The 19,084-nt window shown below is 56.8% G+C and carries 14 protein-coding genes; 6 read left to right on the top strand and 8 right to left on the bottom strand.

Going from position 1 to position 19,084, the window contains the following annotated elements:
- Positions 1 to 149: 149 nt before the first annotated feature.
- Positions 150 to 1,544 (bottom strand): sugar porter family MFS transporter, encoded by a 1,395-nt coding sequence (locus tag RBB76_RS19335; protein WP_429629340.1) that lies wholly within the window; start codon positions 1,542 to 1,544, stop codon positions 150 to 152.
- 41 nt (positions 1,545 to 1,585) lie between these two features.
- Positions 1,586 to 5,023 (bottom strand): DUF5107 domain-containing protein, encoded by a 3,438-nt coding sequence (locus RBB76_RS19330; protein WP_429629339.1) that lies wholly within the window; start codon positions 5,021 to 5,023, stop codon positions 1,586 to 1,588.
- Positions 5,024 to 5,580: 557 nt separating this feature from the next.
- Between RBB76_RS19330 and RBB76_RS19325 the strand changes: the two genes are divergently transcribed.
- Positions 5,581 to 6,543 carry a hypothetical protein gene (locus RBB76_RS19325; RefSeq protein ID WP_429629338.1) on the top strand — a complete coding sequence of 321 codons (963 nt, stop codon included), beginning with the start codon at positions 5,581 to 5,583 and terminating at the stop codon, positions 6,541 to 6,543.
- On the opposite strand, the gene RBB76_RS19320 is transcribed toward RBB76_RS19325, so the two are convergent.
- From RBB76_RS19320 to RBB76_RS19300, 5 genes are all read right to left on the bottom strand, one after another.
- Positions 6,540 to 7,265, bottom strand: coding sequence for a hypothetical protein (locus RBB76_RS19320; RefSeq protein WP_429629337.1), 726 nt, complete (start codon positions 7,263 to 7,265; stop codon positions 6,540 to 6,542). The two genes, RBB76_RS19325 and RBB76_RS19320, sit on opposite strands and share 4 nt — an antisense overlap.
- A gap of 395 nt (positions 7,266 to 7,660) precedes the next feature.
- Positions 7,661 to 8,263, bottom strand: a complete 603-nt coding sequence (locus RBB76_RS19315) for an alpha/beta hydrolase family protein (protein ID WP_429629336.1) — start codon at positions 8,261 to 8,263, stop codon at positions 7,661 to 7,663.
- 575 nt (positions 8,264 to 8,838) lie between these two features.
- Positions 8,839 to 9,060, bottom strand: a complete 222-nt coding sequence (locus tag RBB76_RS19310; protein ID WP_429629335.1) for a hypothetical protein — start codon at positions 9,058 to 9,060, stop codon at positions 8,839 to 8,841.
- A 274-nt stretch (positions 9,061 to 9,334) separates the two neighbouring features.
- Positions 9,335 to 10,558 carry a glycogen synthase gene (gene glgA / locus RBB76_RS19305; protein WP_429629334.1) on the bottom strand — a complete coding sequence of 408 codons (1,224 nt, stop codon included), beginning with the start codon at positions 10,556 to 10,558 and terminating at the stop codon, positions 9,335 to 9,337.
- A gap of 82 nt (positions 10,559 to 10,640) precedes the next feature.
- A complete protein-coding gene (locus RBB76_RS19300; RefSeq protein WP_429629333.1) occupies positions 10,641 to 12,695 on the bottom strand; it encodes a hypothetical protein in 2,055 nt (684 codons plus the stop codon).
- Between the two features lie 210 nt (positions 12,696 to 12,905).
- Between RBB76_RS19300 and RBB76_RS19295 the strand changes: the two genes are divergently transcribed.
- From RBB76_RS19295 to RBB76_RS19275, 5 genes are all read left to right on the top strand, one after another.
- The gene (locus RBB76_RS19295; RefSeq protein ID WP_429629332.1) at positions 12,906 to 13,532 is read left to right on the top strand and encodes a hypothetical protein; all 627 of its coding nucleotides are present in this window, start codon (positions 12,906 to 12,908) and stop codon (positions 13,530 to 13,532) included.
- A 182-nt stretch (positions 13,533 to 13,714) separates the two neighbouring features.
- A complete protein-coding gene (locus tag RBB76_RS19290) occupies positions 13,715 to 14,242 on the top strand; it encodes a hypothetical protein (RefSeq protein WP_429629331.1) in 528 nt (175 codons plus the stop codon).
- Positions 14,243 to 14,365: 123 nt separating this feature from the next.
- Entirely contained in the window at positions 14,366 to 15,313 is a 948-nt protein-coding gene (locus RBB76_RS19285) for an alpha/beta fold hydrolase (protein WP_429629330.1), read from the top strand.
- Positions 15,314 to 15,322: 9 nt separating this feature from the next.
- Positions 15,323 to 16,342 carry an alpha/beta fold hydrolase gene (locus RBB76_RS19280; RefSeq protein ID WP_429629329.1) on the top strand — a complete coding sequence of 340 codons (1,020 nt, stop codon included), beginning with the start codon at positions 15,323 to 15,325 and terminating at the stop codon, positions 16,340 to 16,342.
- Between the two features lie 36 nt (positions 16,343 to 16,378).
- Positions 16,379 to 16,828, top strand: coding sequence for a VOC family protein (locus tag RBB76_RS19275; protein WP_429629328.1), 450 nt, complete (start codon positions 16,379 to 16,381; stop codon positions 16,826 to 16,828).
- A 484-nt stretch (positions 16,829 to 17,312) separates the two neighbouring features.
- Here RBB76_RS19275 and RBB76_RS19270 read toward each other — a convergent pair whose 3' ends face one another.
- Positions 17,313 to 19,037: a carboxypeptidase-like regulatory domain-containing protein gene (locus tag RBB76_RS19270; RefSeq protein ID WP_429629327.1), complete on the bottom strand. Its 1,725-nt coding sequence runs from the start codon at positions 19,035 to 19,037 to the stop codon at positions 17,313 to 17,315.
- Positions 19,038 to 19,084: the final 47 nt, after the last annotated feature.

The following is a 19,084-nucleotide window of genomic DNA, read 5'->3' as shown; positions in this document are numbered from 1 at the left end:
CGTGTACGTTGCCTCCTTTACTCTTTTCCTGTTCGATCTAACCTCTACAGACGTTCTCGAGACACTAGTTAGACTCGGGGCTGAGCAGGCCAGTACACGTCACCGGAGGCCGACCGGGTTTGGATCGAATCCGGAAGCAGACTGAATAATTAGTTGGAGGTTAGGACCTTGGCCTCAATCTCTTCGAGTGTTTTGCCCTTGGTCTCAGGCACAAAAACGAAGACGAAAACCGCACCAAGCATGCAAATCGTTCCGTACCCTAGGAATGTACCTGAGCTACCGAGGGCACGATTGATAAGAGGAAAGGTATATGTGAGAGCGAAAGACGCTATCCAAAGAGCGCTCACGGCCACTGAGACAGCCCTGGAGCGAACATGATTCGGGAATATCTCCGAGATAAGAACCCATGTCACTGGAGCCAGGGTCAACGCATAACAGGCGATTGCACTAAGGGTGAGCACCAGCACTGCACTTCCGTGAAGTCCAGCTCTGTAGGCATATCCCGAAAGAAGATGAGATAAGCCGACCCCAATGCAACCAAGAAGCATCATTGGGCGTCGTCCGACGCGGTCTACGATCAACATGGCGATTACGGTAAAGATCAGGTTGATAGCACCAGTGATGACGATGTTAAGCAGAATGTCATTCTCACCATAGCCGGCGCTGCGGTAGACCTCTGCGGCATAATTGAACAGAATGTTGATGCCTGTCCACTGCTGCAGGACAGCCAGCGCGGCTCCAATGAGGACGATCTTCCGCACCCCAGGCAGCCAGAGTTCTCGCCAGGACGCCTGTGCGTTCTCTTCTGCCTGGAGAGTCACTTTGATGTTGGCCACTTCGCTTAGAGCATAGGAGCGACCGCCAACTCGGCTCAAAACTTTGTATGCCTCATCGCTTCGCCCCCTGGCTAACAACCAACGAGGACTCTCAGGAATAAAAAGCGACATCATCGTAAACAGCACTGCTGGAACAACTACCGCACAAAACATCCAGCGCCATGCATACTGCACGTTCCAGCTCTGTAGGAAGAGAGCCTGGCTGATGTGGTCGGGAATCGGGCGGGCGATCTTCCAATTCGCGATCTGTGCCAGAAGAATACCCACCACAATTGCAAATTGATTCAGACTGACGAGTCGGCCGCGTATCGTCGCTGGGCTGATCTCAGCAATATACAACGGCGAAATGTTCGAGCTCAGACCGATCGCCGTTCCGCCCACGATCCGCCAGCAGATAAATGTCGCGAAGGAGTAGGACCAGCCCGTCAATCCGGACGAGACCGCAAACAGAATTGCCGAGGCGATCAGCACGCGCCTCCGCCCAAAGCGTTCTCCTGCATAGCCAGCAACGAAGGAGCCGGCGAAGCAACCGACTAGTGCGCAGCTGTTTGCCCATCCGATCATCTCCTCAGACGTCAGGTGAAAATAGACTTCGTAGAACTGCCTGGCTCCTCCAATGACAACCCAGTCGTATCCGAACAGCAATCCGCCCATTGCCGCTACAAGGGTGATAGCCCAAAGATAGACAGTAGGTTGAGGCTTCGTCATAGAAGCGCTGGTTGGCGGATGAGCCGTGGCACCTAGCATCCCTACCTCACAGCCGTTTCAATCGTCGACTGCAAATCTGCGGCTCCCGTGTGGTTTGCGTCAAGACTCCTCACCTCGGCCAACATCTCTGCCCCTTCCGTCGAACGACCTAAGCCAAACAGAGCCTGGGCTTGAAGGAATTTTGCGGTGATACTCTGCCGAAGAAATAGATCCTCGTCAAACAGCAACATTGCTGGAAGCGACGTCGCGAAATAATCGATCTTAGGAGTTTGATTCGCCAGTTCGATCGAATAGTCGTGTATCTGCTGAAATAATTCTTTCGCTTCTTCCTCTTGTCCTAGGCTGGAAAGGGCAAGGGCGCTCCAGTAGGTGTTTTCTGAGATAGCGTGGACCTGCATCTGCTGAAAGTCACCTCGATGCTCCGCCGCCCGTTTCCAGTGCAATACTGCCTGCTCGCGATCCCGGTTGGCAGCAAAACTGACACCCAACCAGTAATCGATCATGCTGAGATTCATGAGTAGATGCTTAGCCTCACTGATGCTCTGCGGCGGATTCCCGGCGGCTTCGAATCGGAGGATGGCCTCTGAGACATCTCCTGCCGCCAAAGCCTTCTGACCGAGGAGAAGATTGGCACGGACATACTGAGACAGCACGAGGCCTTCCCCTCCCTCCCATGGCTGAAATTTTCGAGAAAGCAACACCTTCAACGCCTCCTCGGGCTGTCCAACCTGGTTGTAGAGCAGAGCGAGCTCAACAGAAAGATCGTCGCGAGAAGCCACAACGTTGTTCAGCTGCTTGAGAGTAGAGAGCCTGAGTTCTGGCGACTCGCCGGTGCGCTTCATCAACTGGTCTTGCTCATATAAGATCCGGGCATCTGAGGGGGCAGCTGCGCGTGCGCGCTCGAAGGCCCTGCGCGACTTCTCCCCGTCGCCAAAGACGTTGTAATAGGCGATCCCGAGATTGCGCCACGCCGTAGGATAAGTCGGATCCAGTTTCGTGGCTCGTTCCCATTGCTCGATCGCTTCTTCATGGCGACGTCTGTCGTAGAGCAGATTCCCCAGGTAGTAAGGAGCGCGTGAATCCATCGGGTTCCGCACGATGGCAGCCTTCAGAAGATGAATCTCCTCCAGTCGGTTCGGAAACACATAGGCACCATCGGCAGCAGCTGCCAACCGATAGGTCTCGGTCCCCTTCTCAGAATTGCCAAGCAGAACGTAGACGTGCGCAAGCGCATAGAGCAGCATGGTGGCAGCCCCATCTCGTCCTTCGATCTGGTGAAGAGAAAACACATCCCTCGCCTCTTCAAGGAATCCGGATCGAAGAAGGTCGAGTCCCAGATCCAAACGCTGCTGTCCGTTGCTCGGCACCGCGCGCGACGAGATGTACCGACTCCAGTTGTCCAGGGGATCGAGCTTAAGTGTTGCCTCGAGACAAGCATGGGCCTCCCCTTGTTTGCCTAGCCGCTGAAGGACCACCGCCTTCAAATTGCGTGCATTCAGGTTGTCCGCATCTGCACGCAAGGAACGCTCGAGATGTTCCAGCGCCTGGGTCCACTGCCGACGTCTGCAATCGATCTCGGCAAGACGATGGTATGCAGGTCCTCGCCAGGCTGCATTCCAGGTTGACTTGTAAAACGCCTCGTACGCCTCGACTTCTCTTCCCTGGTAACTGAGTGTCAATCCCAGGTTGTAGTGTGGCTCACCGTCGTATGGGTTGGGATTGCGCTGCGTCATTCTCTCAATGGCCGCACGTAGGTACTTCTCGGCAACATCAAATTCGCCGCGTCTCAAGTGCCAGCGGCCTAACGCATGGTTCGATCGACTGTCTCCGGCGTCCCGACGAACGGCCTCAAGCCAATACTCGTCCGGATTTCGCGTCGCGTGCCTGTATTGCTCCAAGTGCAAACCGACAAGGTATAGCTCATCGTTCGATTCGATGTCGTGAGGCAGCTTCGGTTCCACCGCCACAACCGGACTCGGCGCAGCAACGATCTCCGCGGGCGCAAAACGAAGGATGACCTCTTCTTCAGCGCCCTCACCCGTCTTCAGTGTTAGTTCCAGCCCCTTCGCCTCCAACCCGACCGAGAACTCTTCATGCAGCGGAAACTCAGGCTTCAACTCACCATGCCACGTTGCGATCGCCCCGTCCTCAAACTTAACCGATAGAGTTGCCTGACGCAGTACACGAGTGACGAGCAGGTGAACCACGACCTTGCCCGGACGAAGCTCCATCCGAACCGCCGCTTCTGTGTTTGCGAGATCCGGCACGCCGATCTCTCGAACCGGATACCAGAATTGACTAAACGTCTTCGTCTCTCCCGGAGCCAAAAATGAGAAGTCAGGCTGGTTGTCGGTATAGACTCCCGCCATCAGTTCGACGTAAGGTCCATCGGAGTCGGTAAGGCTTCGGTCCCACGCGTAACCGAACTCATGATTCCCCCAGGTCCACTGCTTCTTTCCTGGAGAGATGTGGTGATTGGCAACATGCACCATTCCAGCATCCGCGGCGTGATCGTACCCTCCCGCAAAATCCCCCTTGGAGTTCGCAACCATGTAGCTTGTCGGGACAGGGATATTCGCATACCAACTTAGATCATTGGGAGGATACGAACCATCAGGCACGAAATGCGCGGGCATCTCCTCCTCCGGGACCCCGTTGATCGCCCGCTCTCCGTAGTCGATACCGTAGTAGCGTCCTTGACTGAAGGGAAACTCTGTGACGGCGCGCTTGGCATGATCAGCGACGAAGCGGACATCGGTGGGAAAGAACGACTGATACTTCTCGTGGACCCTGGTTGCAACGTTTGCCCACCATAGAAAAGTCTGCGTATCCTGCGTTCGATTGTAGAGACGAACCTTCAGTTCCAGAAAGCCTTTCCCGGGATGCAGACAAACACCATGCATCCCCTTCATTCTCACCATCGGGTCCTGATCGCTGCACCAGATCGTGACCGATCCATCCTCCTGATTGCGCTCAATCGAAACTTCTACCGGCATGAAGGTCGCAGGTCGGTGATGTTGCGGCCAGTTAAACTCCACCCCACCGGAAATCCAAGGGCCAGAAAGACCAACCAACGCTGGCTTGATCACGTTCTGCCGATAAAAAAAATCATAGCCACTGAGTTTGTCGTACCCGACGTGAATACGTCCGCCGATTTCCGGCATAATCATCAGTCGAATGAACTCATTTTCGATATGGACCGCCTTCCACTCCTGCGGCCGCGGTTCCGTATCGATTCTGTCGACAACCGCTATCGGGTAGACCCGACCACTACTGCCCTGATAGACCCTCTTTTCGAGAAACAGTGGATTCGGGTCGGGATCTGCTGGCAGGTAAGAGAGCATCACCACCGGCTCTTCCCAGGCTTTCACTGCGCCCGTCTCAGTAGACGGCGCGTTTGGCAACTGCAGCAACTTTGGAAGCCCCTCCCCTAATGGGACGGCGCAGCCGCTAACGAAAGAACCCTTCTGTCCTGCCATATCTTCTCCGGATAACGTGCGAACTGCGGCCCCCGAGCATCTCAACGAAGCCTGCCCTAATGCCATCGCGACGAAATCAAACGTTTACGTTACCGCAAGTCAAACTCTAGGCTGCTCTCGCATCCCTTGTCAAGGAAAGATGACACGGGATGCTCTCATCACCGCCTCTAAGCGTATGCTTTGCGATGAAGAATCACGAAGTCTATGTCATCGTAAGGATTCGCGCAGACGCTTTGCGCAACACACGCGCTTTTGCTTTTATCTAGAATGTGGAATGCCCAACAGGATTCTCTCACTCACCCTCCGGGTTCTCAACGAGATCGCCGCAATCTGGATCACACCTTTAATTCTGGGTATGAGCACGAGCAGAATGTGACGGTCCTCTGAAGTTTAGGCACACGAAGTCGTTTATTGCTATTGACGTCAATGAACAACTACCAAAAGCGCTCGTGTACGATACCGACAGAACAGGGTGTCATATTCGAATCTTTCCTTGCTAAATTTTTTCAATGCGACTCTGAAAGCACAGACTGATGAGAGGAAATCATCCAAACCCGATGAGCGAACAAGAAGTGCTGTGGCTTCAGAACGACGTGCTAAGAGTCGCGCTCCTGCCCACATTCGGCGGAAAGATCACCTCTTTGCGCAGTGTGCGAACAGGGGAAGAGTTTCTTCTTCCGCCACTCGGCGGCTACCACCGTGTCACCCCTTTCGCGAACTTCAGCGAGAGTGACGGCGGAGGCTTCGACGAATGTCTGCCGAGCGTGGCGGCCTGCGAGGGATCCCCAGGCCAGGATCCAGTGCCGGACCACGGCGATCTCTGGCGTCTGAATTGGCATGTCGAGTCTCAGCATGATGCAGTCACCCTTTCTGCTGAAGCAGAATCCCGTCCCCTTCGCCTCACCAGAAGAGCGCATCTGCAAAGGGCATCTCTCCTTCTCGACTACGACCTGCTGAACCTGTCTGACTCGACCACCAGTTGGCTCTGGTCGGCTCATCCACTGCTTCGCGTGCAACCAGGAGACCGCATCGTGTTGCCAAAGAGTGTCGACCAGGTTTCGGTCGAATATTCGGCCGGAGATCTGTTCCCTCGAAACACTCTGATCAGCTGGCCAACTGCGAAAGCGACGTCAGGTCTTATGACAGACCTAAGCAGAGTCGGCGAGAAGGATGGTGTAACTGCCCACAAGATATTTGCGCCAATGGAAATGTCCGCCTGGGGCGCCCTGTATCGGACAAAGCTAGCTCAAGGTCTCGTCTTCCGCTTCGACCAAACCGCGCTTCCCTTCCTCGGCATCTGGATATGTTCCGGCGCTTGGCCCAAAGAGAGACAGAACAGGCAATACACCGTGGCGCTGGAGCCAACGACATCGAATGTCGACTCCCTGACTGACGCAGAGAGCAATGGTACAGCGAGGAGTCTCGCTCCCAGGGACCGCTGCCAATGGCGAGTTGAGATTCAACTTGTCGAGGCTTCGTCGTTCGCGGAGTTCGAGTCCTTGTGTTCGAAACTTCCTTAACCCATCCAGTCAATCACCTGCCGTAGATTTGCAGACGCAGTAGAGGTCGTTCCTCTCGGCAGAGTGGGTGAAATTGCGCATGCGGTTCGATGACCCTCAAACCAGACCAGAAAACGAGACTGCTCTGCGCCGACGAGCCGCGACTGGTTGATCCACGTATAGTAAGCGCCCATATCGGCGTCCACCAGAGAGCCTTCTCGATCCTGCGACTGTTGCAACTGGTCGCGGACCAGAAGTTGTTCCATTGGAGCGCTCGCCTGCCGGGTTGAGAAACGTGCAAGCAGAGTAAGCGGCTGCGCGCGATGTAGACACTCACGCGCAGCCCATTGAACAAACGTTGTACTGTAGATCTGGCATCCAGCCACTTGGGTCAACACATTCACTTCGAAGTGACGTAACACCGCATCGGCGTCGGTACCCTTCAGGTCTAGATCTTCGGGGCTGAGGCTCGCGACGTATGAGCTGGCAGCTTCTACCCCGACACGCCCATTGGCGCTTCGTCCAGAGCTGAGCTGATTCAAAAGCGAAAACTCTCGTCTTGCTACAGGCACAAGTCGTTCGTAAGACATCGCGGTCAGGTCAGTTGCACCGACACTCGCGGCATGCGGAGCGCCGCCCTCGATATACCAGTGACCGTATTCGATCGGGTATCGCTGCGCGCGCGACCGCACCTCAGCCAGCAGTATCTCCAATCCGCCCGTGAGATCAATCTGTGTAAACAACGTTCCATGGGGTTCGAGCTTCCGAAACAACTGGCGGTCTGACTGTTCGGAGCGCTGACCGATAGCGACAATCGTCCGTCGCGGGCTGAGCGGCGCTGTCTCCTCAAGAGTTGTTTCGACAAACTGCTGATAGTCCTGAGCGGCTTTATGATAACGATCGATCTGATGCTCCGACTACAGATACGCTGTCAAATGTTCGCTGAACAGCTGCGGATGATCGACCCACCCCATGTCACGAAGCTCGGAGGAGAGCTTTATGGTGGAGAAATCCGACATCAGGGCATCGAACGACGCATCGTCCATTTTGTTGCGTCAGATGCTGTAAGGTATCCGTACTAATCGCCCCCGACTACGTACTCTACCAGCCTACGTCCGGCGCGTAAAATGAACCTTCTTCAAAACCGGAACGCCTCCACCACAACATTTGCAACCTCTTGACGATTGTTCTTGGTCATAAGTTCATGCCCCGCACCGGCGATCTCGAGAAGTTCAGTTCGTGCCGGTATGAGCCTCAGCGCTGCAATCAGTTCGTCCGTAGAACCAAACCCGTCCCGAGTACCGTGAACAAACAACGAGGGAGTCTTGAGTTCTGGAAAATGCCCAGTACGCAACTCATCCGGCCGTCGCGGTGGGTGAAGCGGGTACGAGAGCAGCAGGAGCCGATCTATCAGACCGGGTTCTGCCGCAGCAAGTATCGACGCCTGCCTTCCTCCATAGGAATGACCGCCGACGAACAAACGACCAGACGTTTGTTGCCGCATCGTCGCAACCGCCTCTCGAATTCCCTGCTGATCACGTTCCGCACTGCCACGTGCTGGTGGCCCGTGCGGTCGCAACTGGCGAAAGGGGAGATCGAAGCGGAGGACTGTCATCCCCGACGCGCAAAACGCGTCTGCCAATGCTATGAGAAGCGGGGTGTCGCAGTTTGCGCCAGCACCGTGCGTCAAGATTAGGCAATCGCCACCGGGATCAGTCGGGATGTGCAAGTGGCTATTCATAGGCCAAATTATTGCAGCATACCTTGAATCAACGAAGGAAGGCTTAGCGCATCCACCACGCCTCAAATAAGAATGTAAATCATCGAATTTTATCGATGAGCGAGAGTCTCGCGCCACTTGGGGATCGCCAACTTCACACAACCTCCATGAGATGGAGATCGTTTCTCACGATCGAACAAAGAAATTCTTCGGTGATACAACCAATGCGTTCTGTCGATCTTACGACGAAGCACAACAGCATATGACAACTAGGCATCTATCTATAAGAAGAAGACTTAACGGAGGTAGTGCATGAAGGCTATGAAGCATTGGTTAGCGGGAATTGTGATAGTCGTTGCCCTTATTGGTTCATCCGCATCGCCAGCATCGGCGCAGGTTGTTGTGAGAGTTGGACAGGATCACCCACATCATTACCACCACCGTCATCACCATCATCACTACCACCACAATTATCGCTAGTAAGAACGCTAAAACCCCATCCTGAGCTTACCTCTGCATCGGATGGGGTTTTTAGCGTATGGAGAACGCGTGGCGCCGGCAGCCTGCAAGCGTCTCAAAAGAGCTGATCGGATGCATCACTTTTGTGTGCCCTCCCCATCGGACCACTTGTTTTGGTCGATCTCAGCCTTCGACGTGAGTATTCGTTGCCGATGCTGCTCCTGCTCATGTCTTATAGCGGCGTAGTCCTCCGGAGCGGTTAACCGATCTGACTCGTTGATCTTGTTCTCCAGCGCTTCGATTTCACGTTCTGAGGAGTGAATCTGGTCCATCGATTCGGTGTGGTTTGGATCTGCCATAGTGAACTCCGGTGCGCGTCGGACTTTAGGTGCTCGTGGTATTGATTTACCGCGCTCTTTAAACTTTCGATTTCGAACGTTTCGGGAAGGTTGTCTACACTCTCAGACTGCCCACAATTTAAGGCACGTCAGCACTATTTGCGCCATATGCTTTGCCCTGCCCCGGAGACTTCTCCTCAGTCAATAATGACGTCAAGGCTATACCGAAACAAAAGCCTTCGGCTCCTCCCGAACCTCCGCATCCAGCAAAATCGAAGACCTTACATCCGCGTCTTCATATGCGTTCCGGAGTGCTTCCAATCAGGGTCTGATAAAGACGAATCGTCTGATCGGCAATAGCAGACCACGCAAAAGTCTCCTCCACGCGTCTACGTCCCGCCTCGCCAAATCGTTTCGCCTTCTCAGGATCAGCCAGCAGCGCTGAAATCTTCTCCGCAAGATCCCGCGAAAACTTCTCTGGATTCGAAGGAAACGTCGTCACCGGGTCTTGTTCGAACGGCACGAGATAGCCCGTCTCGCCATCCACCACAACCTCCAGAATCCCACCAATCGCGCTCGCCACCACGGGAGCCCGGCAAGCCATAGCCTCCAGATTAATAATCCCGAACGGCTCATACACCGACGGGCAGCAAAACACACTCGCGTGGCTGTAGAGCTGAATCGCCTCCGACCTCGACAGCATCTTTTCAATCCATATCACGCGCGGATTTATCTTGCTCGCCTGCTCCACCTTCTCGCGCATCTCAGCCGCGATCTCCGGCGTATCCGGAGCCCCCGCACACAGCACCACCTGCGTTCCCTTCGGAAGATGAGGAATCGCCTCCACCAGATGCGTCACGCCCTTCTGTCGTGTAATTCGGCCAACAAACAAAACATAGGGCACCGCCGGATCAATCCCATACTTGATCAGCGCCGAGCTCTCCTCAGTCTTCTGATACTCCTTCAGATCGATCCCGTTGTAAATAACGTGAATACGCTCCGGCTTGATCTCAGGGTAAGCACGCAGAATATCCTCTTTCGTGCCCTTCGACACCGCGATCACAGCATCGGCATCCAGAATCGCAGTCCGCTCCATCCACGAACTCATCGAATAGCCGCTGCCCAACTGCTCCGCCTTCCACGCACGCAGCGGCTCCAGGCTATGCGTCGTCAACACAAACGGCACGTTGAACAGCTTCTTCGCCAGAAACCCCGCCATCGCCACATACCACGTATGCGTATGCACAATGTCGATCGTCGCAAGAGACTTCATCTGCGCAAGATTCAGACTCAACGTCTCGAGCGCAGTCTTATACTTCTCATTCGTGCCCTCGGTAATCTCGGACCACGGCTCCGCCCCGCGCACATGCAGATTTCCTTCGTCGGAAAACTGCTTTCCCCAGCAATGGACCTCAACCTCAATCGACTTCGCCAACTCCCGGCTGAGGTATTCAACGTGAACGCCAGCGCCCCCGTACACATTGGGGGGATACTCCCGTGTCATCAGACCAACTCGCAAAGCAAGCCTCCTCGTCCGATCTCAACTCATCGACCAACCGAACAGAGACACATCATACGCAACTCCACTCTCCATTACGAAATCACCGCCGCGCAAGATCCAGCATCATCACATCCGAGCGCTCCTGCTCGCGTTCAAGAACGACTTCTCGTCCATCCGGTGAGATGTCGAAGTCGCGAAGGTCGAAGTCAGCAGGAAGATTGGTCAGCTGCCGCTCGGCTCCCGTCCCCAGATCGATGAGCCACAGATTCTTGTGCTGAATCTCTCCCCGCATCAGCACAAGTGCCCGTCCCCCGGGCAGCAGGGCCACGTGTCGAGCACCCCGCGTCAGCGTCACGCCCGGCAGCGGATGCGCCCCACCCTCAGCCGTGACCGCCTTCATCGAAAACGTAGTGCCTATATCCGGTCCCGAATAAACAACGAAACTCCCGTCAGGCGCCCACGCAGGCTCGACGGAATATTCCTGTACAAAAGCAGCGGGCGGTTGGCCATCCAGCGGCACGTGAAACAGATGCGTGACGCCATGATCGTCCGCTGCCGAAGTAATCGATCGTCCGTCCGGCTCCCATGCCGGAGAGCCCTGCAACGCAAGAGTATCGGTCACGACCCGCGCGTTTGTGCCATCGGCCTGCATTACATACAACAGCGTCTGACCACCTTGCCGTACCGAGAACGCAACCCTCTGTCCATCGGGCGAGATCGCCGGGCCGCCAATCACTCGTGCGCCCTGACTACTCCACAACTCCGTGCCACGCCCCGTACCAGCCCAATTGACGAGCTTCCATATGCTCTCGCCCGCACCAGTCGCAGAAACATACAACAGATAGCCCGGGCCCAGACGTGGAGCGAACCCCACGCTCGTCGTCAACGAGATCGGAACAGCCGCCGACACCTCCGCAGGCGAATCCGCAATCCGTAACCTCCACAGTGTTCTCTTCGGACTCGCAACCGTGACAACCAGCCGCCGCCCATCGGCGCTAGCCGCCAGCGACGTATACCGGTCCAGACCAAACGTCAGCCGATGGGGAATGCGCCGCTCGACATCCACGCTATAAAGCCACGGGCCCGAGCCATCCGGATCGCTCGCAAGATACATCAACGTCCGCCGATCCAGAAAAACCGGATACATCACGCCCCCATTATGCGAGGTAATTCGTTCCGGTGTTCTCCCACCCGAAGGTATGCGCCAGATATCCAATCTATCCGGCAGCAATCCCTGTACGAAGTAAATGTAGTTCGCATCAGGCGACCACAACGGAAAGTGGGAGTGAAGCCCGGCCGCCGCGGTGAAGATCGGCCGCGCTCCCGATCGAACACTGCCATCCGACACGAACAGCGGATCGCCTGGCCCGGGCGTGTGATACGCGAGTCGAGAACCATCCCTCGACCAGTCGTACTCCGCCACGCCTTCAAGGTAAGTCTTCGGCTCTCCGCCTAGCGTCGGCACCGCCAATACGCTGATGTCCCCATCCTGTCTGCGATCCCAGTACGTGACAAACGAACCATCCGGCGAAAACCCAAGACTGCGAATCGACGGATTGCGCAGCCCCTTCACGCTCCCGTTGGTCAAATTACGGAGCTGGCCCGACCCGATCTGCTTAATCCAGACATCCGTCTGCCCATCCCGGTCCGACAAAAACGCCACAAGATTTCCGTCCCGTGACACCGCCGCAGCCTGCTCCACTCCGCCGAAGTCCGTGACCGCCTGGACGCGCGCATCAGCAATCGGGTTTCGCCAGAAGTACTCCGTCCCCCGAAACCAGAGCACCGCACCAACGGCCAGCGCCACTCCCACCGCAACCATCAGCAGCCAAAAAAATCCCCGTCCAGCACGAGGCTGCTCTATAACCGGCTCCGCCGCCGGCACAGAAGAGTTAGCCGCAGCTACCCCACTCCCATTCTCGTTACCCGCCCGAAGATTCCGCCCCAGCGCCCAGGCGTCCAGCTCCGCCCGCGACGCGTACACCGACCCCATCTTGTCGTGCACATGCCGATGAACCGGCATCCCCTCCCGCTTCTCCCACCGCTGCACCGTCGTCACATCGCGGTTCAGATAAACCGCGATCTCCTTCCAAGAGTCCAGCCGATCTCCCACTGGTCTCTCCGAAGGCGGTGCACCAACCGATGGTTCGCCCATTGCGCTCTCCTGGTCGGTCCGTAGCCGTGACGAACCCGGGACACAAATTGTACCCCCGCCCCACAAAGGCACGGCAAACAGCGGCATTCAACGGCAAGTTGCAGAACCAAGACACTTCCGCGCCTTACCGCTTGAAACTACTCCCCAAGCCGTCAGAGGGTGTCCCTGTATCTCACGCAAATCTCAAAATCGCAAAACAGGAGTTCTCTCATGAAAAGCAAAACCCCCACTTCGGCGGCGCGTGTGCTCTCGCTCCTTCTGCTGGTCTCAGGCACCTGTGCTTTGGCCCAGGGGCGCCCGCCTCAACACCTCAGCGGCCTCATCAACGACTACACCCCCCTCAGCGCGACCATCAAAGGCAGTCCATGGGAGATGCACGGTCAATGGTCCATGGACATCCACCCCGAATGGGCCTCCGCCGATTTCGCCGCCGACATGACCATGTCCGGCTATGGAAAAACCGGAACCGGAGCGGTAGATCCGACCCAGCCCCTCGTGAACCCCCACACCCACCACATCAAGCTAACCAACATGCGCATCACCTGGGACATGACCGGCTGCCCCGCCTACCTTCCACCCGCAACCAAAACCGGTTTCCAGATCAACGGTACCGTCAGCCTGCTGACCGGAAATGGAAGCATCGCCCCCTTCGAGTCCGATCCACCCGTATCAACGCTTCAGGTCTGCGTCACCGGAGGAGACGATATCAAGTACTCAGTCACCAACTCCAACATCACGTTGGTCTTCGGGGGCCCAGCAACGACACACTTCGGACCGCAGCCAATCCACGGCGTCGTGCGCAAACCGCCAACCGACGAGACCGGGAAATATTGGTAACTCCGCCAACGGCCCACCAGCCGGGACGAGTCCTGCCCCTCGAGTGCACGTCCTCCTCCCTGCCGTTTGAACTTGCCGTCTGAACCTGCCGCTCGAACGCGCTGCTTGTACTCGAAGATGCCTGCCAAGGTGCCGGTAGTCTCCATGCACCTCCATGGAACAACAACGACAAGGAGGCCAACATGCAAAGGAGACTGCCGTCTCTGGTGTTATTCCTTGCCGCCATCGCGGCCACGGCTCTCTATCACCCCCGAAATGCCTCGGCAACATTGCCTGAAGGGTACAAAAGCACCTCGCTCGCCATGGGCCGATTCGGCGAAATCGATGTCTCGAGCTACTTCCCCCGCGGCCCCGCGAGAGAGAAAAACGAACAACTCTGGATGTCCCTGCAGCGCACCAAAGGCCCGTCCGACCTGTACATCCAGAGCAATGTCTGGCAGCCCGGCGGAACCACCGGCTGGCACACCCACCCTGGTCACAGCCTGATCATCGTCACCGAAGGCACTGTGACCGAGTACGGAAGCGACGATCCCCAATGCAGACCCCACATCTACACCCAGGGAATGGGCTTCGTCGATCACGGAGGGGACCACATCCACCTCATCCGGAACGAGAGCACCGTTCCGGCCAGCACCATCGCCCTCCAACTCATCCCCCAAGGCACCGAACGCCGCATCGACGCCCCACCCCCAAGAAACTGCCACCTCTAAAGAGGACTTGCCCGACGGCCTCCGCATGCAACGTCCCAAGCAACGAGGAGCGTGTTTGTCGTTACCTATCCTTGCGGGCTACGGGACAAGGCTCCATCTTCTATGATGAAGGGCGGAGGAAAGATGGAACTCAAAGAGTACGAGATCCCTGCGAATGGGATCTCTTTGCACGTTACTGAGCTTGGGGACGGGCCAGCCGTTCTCTTCTGCCACGGGTTTCCCGACACCTCTTATACGTGGCGAGAACAAATGAAAGCCGTCGCGTCAGCCGGCTTTCGCGCGATTGCTCCGGACATGCGCGGATACGGGCGCAGCTCAGCTCCATCTGACTCAAACTTGTATACGCCGCTGCATACGGCGGGTGATCTGGTCGGACTTCTCGATGCGCTGAATATTCCCAGCACCGTGATCGTCGGTCACGACTGGGGTGCAACACATTCGTGGAATGCCGCCATGATGCGTCCTGACCGATTCAAAGCGGTGTTCTGCCTGAGCGTGCCCTACTTTCCGCGTGGCGATGTCAGCGTCTTCGAGCGCATGCGCACCACTGGGCATGAAAGTGACTTTTATATGTTCGAGCAGATCAAACCGGAAGCCGATCAGATTTGGGCCGACGCTGCAGTCACTATTCCGGGGATTTTGTATTGGGCATCGGGTTCTGCTCCGGCAGACCAACGCTGGAACCCCCTGGACCCCGCACGAAGCCTTCATCGTCCCGCTCCGGGACCGTTGCCTTCATGGGTGAGACCGGATTACGTAGCTCACAACGTAGCGGAATTCAAGCGCATAGGTTTTCACGGTGCCTTGAACTACTATCGCGCCGCTGAACCGTATTTTTATCTGTCAGCCGCCTGGAAAGGCGCGAAGATTACCCAGCCCTCCTTTTACATTTCGGGAAAGTCCGACGGCTTGGCGGCGCTCTATCCACCTGCTGAAAAGCTGCACGCCGGCCTTCCGGGCCTTGTCGGGAACCTCGAACTCGACAACATAGGCCATTGGATACAGCACGAGGCCTCTGCCGAAGTCAGCGAACAGCTTGTGAAGTTTCTGCGAACGGTAAACCACGCGTAAAGGAGCTCGATGGCAACATCCTTCCCACTTACCGACAACACTTTCAGTACACCCCGTCATACGACGCACTACTGGGAGGCTGGCACCGTAGGCGGCCCATTGATGATCTTCCTTCACGGCTGGCCAGAAATTGGGCTCGTGTGGCGCGCTCAGATGGAGACCTTCGCGTCTGAAGGCTGGCGGTGCATTGCGCCAGACATGCGCGGCTATGGCGGTTCTTCTGCGCCTTCCGTCCCGGAGGCCTATGCCATAAGAGAGATCGTCGACGATATGGTTGAGCTGCACGATCATCTTGGCGCCAGCCCGGCCATCTGGGTCGGGCACGACCTCGGAAGCCCCGTCGCTGCGGCGCTGGCCGCGCATCACGCGAAGCGAAGCCGGGGCGTCGTGTTGATCTCCGTTCCCTATGTACCGGATGCCTTCGCGCTGCCCAATCTTCTGCCGCTCATCGACCGCAAGCTTTATCCCTTCGATCAGTATCCGGACGGACAGTGGGACTACTACCGCTTCTACCTCACCAATTTCGACCAGACGATCTCCGATTTCGATGCGGACATCCGCGCGAGCCTCGCGGCAATATTCCGGAGTGGAAATCCTGATTCGGTGGGCAAGGTATATCGATCTGCGATCATCACGCGCAATGGCGGTTGGTTCGGTCCGGACCACCACGCGCCAGCGGTGCAGCCTGATCTTGCACTCTGGCCGCAGTCTGACTTTGACGCCCTGGTCGACGCGTTCCGAGTGACCGGGTTTCGGCCTGGCAATTCCTGGTATTTGAACGACAGCGCCAATATCGCCTACGCTCACGCAGCACCGAATGGCGGACACCTGCGTCAGCCCGTGCTGTTTATCAACGGCGAATTCGACGGCCTCTGCGATATCACCCACAATCGCTCGGGCGAAGGCATGATTAGCGCATGCCAGGACCTTACCGTTGTCAATCTGCCTTCAGGTCACTGGTTGCCCCTCGAACGCAAGGCGGAAGTTACCGAGGCTGTGCGTTCCTGGCTGAAAACGAAGGCTCTGTAATCTTTGGCGATAACGACAGCATTCTTAAGGAAAACAATGGACACACTCACCACACCTCACGCCTCCAGCCCGCTTGCTTCTCTGAAGATCAATCACGCAGCCATCCGCGTGCCGGACTTTGACACAGCGGTCGCCTGGTATACCGAAAAGCTCGATTTCCGCCTGAAGCAATCAGTGTCCGTGGCCGGGCTCACTTTCGGCTTCCTTTACCCCCCTGGCGACGATAGTTTCCATTTCGAGCTGATGGCAGGGCCGGGCGCAGAAGAGCGCCCCGCTTATAAAGATCTGCATGATAGTTACAAGATGTCTGGTTGGCACCACCCGGGTTTCAGCGTCGAAAGTGTTGACGCTGTCATCGACGAATTGAAGCGCCGCGACGTGGCGATCGCCAGCGAGCCACACGACGTACCCGCAATGGGTCTCCGCGTAGCGTTCTTTGCGGATCCCTGGGGCAATCTTTTCGAGGTTATCCAGTCCATCACCTAATCACGGCAGGGGTGAACCCCGCACTTTTTGATCCGGCCATCTTGAAGGATGGAGAAGCTCAATCGGTGGATCGGACAAGAGCATACGATCTTCAAGGAGTTGTTGGTCCTGAAAAGTCGACATCTCGTCAGCAGCAACCGACAATAGTTCGCAACAGGCTCGATTCAGCCCAACCCGAAATCCTGTCAAGCCCCCAAACGCTGAAAACCCGCGCCAATCTTGAAGATTCGCGTGGCGTATGAGTTATGCACGATTCGCTATACTGAAGAGACAGAGAACAAAAGCCCCGGAACCCACCGGGGCTTTTGCTTTTTAAGGCTTACAACGAAACCATAAACCCTTTATTTGGAAGAATTTGGACGCAACCCATTTAGAATGACGAATTTGAGAGATAATACCGCTCGCAAGTCGTTGATTCAAAACAATTTACACGAAGCATATAGGGGGGGGGACACCCCCTGGAGAAAGGAGACAAGAAAGGCGGTTAGAAGGTAAACGCCAGCCCAGCCTGCATCGTCCGAGGCGACTGCGCAAGGAACAGAGTCTGTCCATCCGCCGACAGGAACGGCCGATAGCCCTGCGCCAGCAGATTCGTGACGTCAACCGTAGCCTCAAGCCCGGGCGGCAGCAGACGCCCCAGCCGCAAAGACTGTCGCAGATAGCAGCTCAAGTAGGCCTGGTCGCTGAAAGGTGCATAAGGATCTACCGCCGTCACCAACCGCGACGGCTGCCAGCGATACGCCGCCCGAAGCGCCGTTCCACTGCGCAGAACCCGCCCCTTCAAAGCAAGGGTTGCAGTCCGCGCCGTAACCGGAGCCAGATCCGATCCCGCCTCCGGCAGCGACATGACAACGCCATCCTTCGCCGCAAGTCCCGCCCCCGTGCCATACTCCACCGCAAGCCACAGATTCGTGGTCAACGGCTCGGTCATCGTGACATTCAATCCCTGGGTCTTGTACCCCGCACTCAAAAACCGGAAGTTCCCGGTCGTCGAATCGGCAATGATCCCATTTGCGCCACTCTGACCCGTCGCCGCAATATCCGCCGGAGTCAGCACACCGCCACCCGATACAGCAACGCGATTCAGCGAATCAGCGTAATAGGCAACCTGCACCATTCCGCGGCCAGTCTTCCGGCCAACACTCAACTCCTGGTGCACACCGCCATCGGTCTGCAGTCTACCCTGATAAATCGCCGCAACAGGCAGCTCCCGCCGCATCGTATCGAGCCCCGAGAACGACTGCAGATCCTGCGCCGTCGCCATCCGATACCCGACGCTCCAGTTCTCCGACGGATGCGCCGTGACCTTCAGGAACGGCCGCGACCCGGACGTATAGCCAGAGGTTCGAACAACGTAGATCGTCCCCCCCGCCTCAACATCCGCAAAATCCCCAATCTGAATCTTCTGCCCACTCGCAAGTTGCATCACCCCAAGCCCAGGCGTTCCATCCGACGCCAGCATCTCAGGGTGCATCTGGTAGCTCAACACGGTCCGCGCCGCGCCGCCATAACCCAGCTGCATCCCATACCCGGTCGCGACCTCAGTAGACTGACCGACATTAGGCGCCCCCGGCTGCGTCCCAATATCCGCACGTAGCGTCAGACCCGCTCCATCATCGAGCACTCGATCAAACGCGAAAACATTGTGAACCCCACTGCTCCCGAAGCCGCCGTCACCAGCCGTAACCTCGGCGCGCACTCTCTCAGCACGCTTCGGAATCTCTCGAACACTTGAGGAGACCAGAATCACATCCCCATCTTCAGCAAACCGAAGAATCGGACGATTCGCCACCGACCGCAACGTCCACTTCCAGTCGTCACCCGGTTCATCCGCTTTGCGGCGCTCTGCCGGAAGCCACGCTGTCGATTCGAAGAGCGTACTCAACGTAAGATTGACAACCGCCTGAGCTCCAGACGTGAGCTGCAGATTGTCCCGCATCGCCGGGACAAACAGCGCCGCGCTCGCTCGCACCTCATATTGTCCAGGAAGCAGATGAGCAATGAAGTAGCGCCCGTGAAGATCGGTGAACGCAGTTCCAGCCATCGCCGAATCTGCCGCGATCACCTGAACCAGAGCACCCAGTTGCGCCACACCCTGCGCATCGCGAACGACTCCCGACACCGCCGCACCTTGACCCATAGCAATGCGGGCTGCTGCAGTCAGCAACATCAGCGACAGAAGCGCGATCTTCCCCTGGGGTCGTAGCACAGTAAAACCGTCCTGCGCGTCGAATGGCTATCCGAAATCATCCCGCA

It is taken from the genome of Tunturiibacter psychrotolerans, assembly GCF_051013365.1.
GTDB classification, from domain to species: domain Bacteria; phylum Acidobacteriota; class Terriglobia; order Terriglobales; family Acidobacteriaceae; genus Edaphobacter; species Edaphobacter psychrotolerans_A.
The sequence above is the reverse complement of the archived record's forward strand: the minus strand, read 5'-3'. Positions and strand labels throughout refer to the sequence as shown.

Coding starts and splice junctions, on each gene's coding strand:
- RBB76_RS19280 (WP_429629329.1), top strand. CDS start 15,323: ATGGCAACATCCTTCCCACTTACCGACAACACTTTCAGTACACCCCGT.
- RBB76_RS19330 (WP_429629339.1), bottom strand. CDS start 5,023: ATGGCAGGACAGAAGGGTTCTTTCGTTAGCGGCTGCGCCGTCCCATTA.
- RBB76_RS19335 (WP_429629340.1), bottom strand. CDS start 1,544: ATGACGAAGCCTCAACCTACTGTCTATCTTTGGGCTATCACCCTTGTA.
- RBB76_RS19295 (WP_429629332.1), top strand. CDS start 12,906: ATGAAAAGCAAAACCCCCACTTCGGCGGCGCGTGTGCTCTCGCTCCTT.
- RBB76_RS19285 (WP_429629330.1), top strand. CDS start 14,366: ATGGAACTCAAAGAGTACGAGATCCCTGCGAATGGGATCTCTTTGCAC.
- RBB76_RS19290 (WP_429629331.1), top strand. CDS start 13,715: ATGCAAAGGAGACTGCCGTCTCTGGTGTTATTCCTTGCCGCCATCGCG.
- RBB76_RS19275 (WP_429629328.1), top strand. CDS start 16,379: ATGGACACACTCACCACACCTCACGCCTCCAGCCCGCTTGCTTCTCTG.
- RBB76_RS19325 (WP_429629338.1), top strand. CDS start 5,581: ATGAGCGAACAAGAAGTGCTGTGGCTTCAGAACGACGTGCTAAGAGTC.
- RBB76_RS19300 (WP_429629333.1), bottom strand. CDS start 12,695: ATGGGCGAACCATCGGTTGGTGCACCGCCTTCGGAGAGACCAGTGGGA.
- RBB76_RS19310 (WP_429629335.1), bottom strand. CDS start 9,060: ATGGCAGATCCAAACCACACCGAATCGATGGACCAGATTCACTCCTCA.
- RBB76_RS19315 (WP_429629336.1), bottom strand. CDS start 8,263: ATGAATAGCCACTTGCACATCCCGACTGATCCCGGTGGCGATTGCCTA.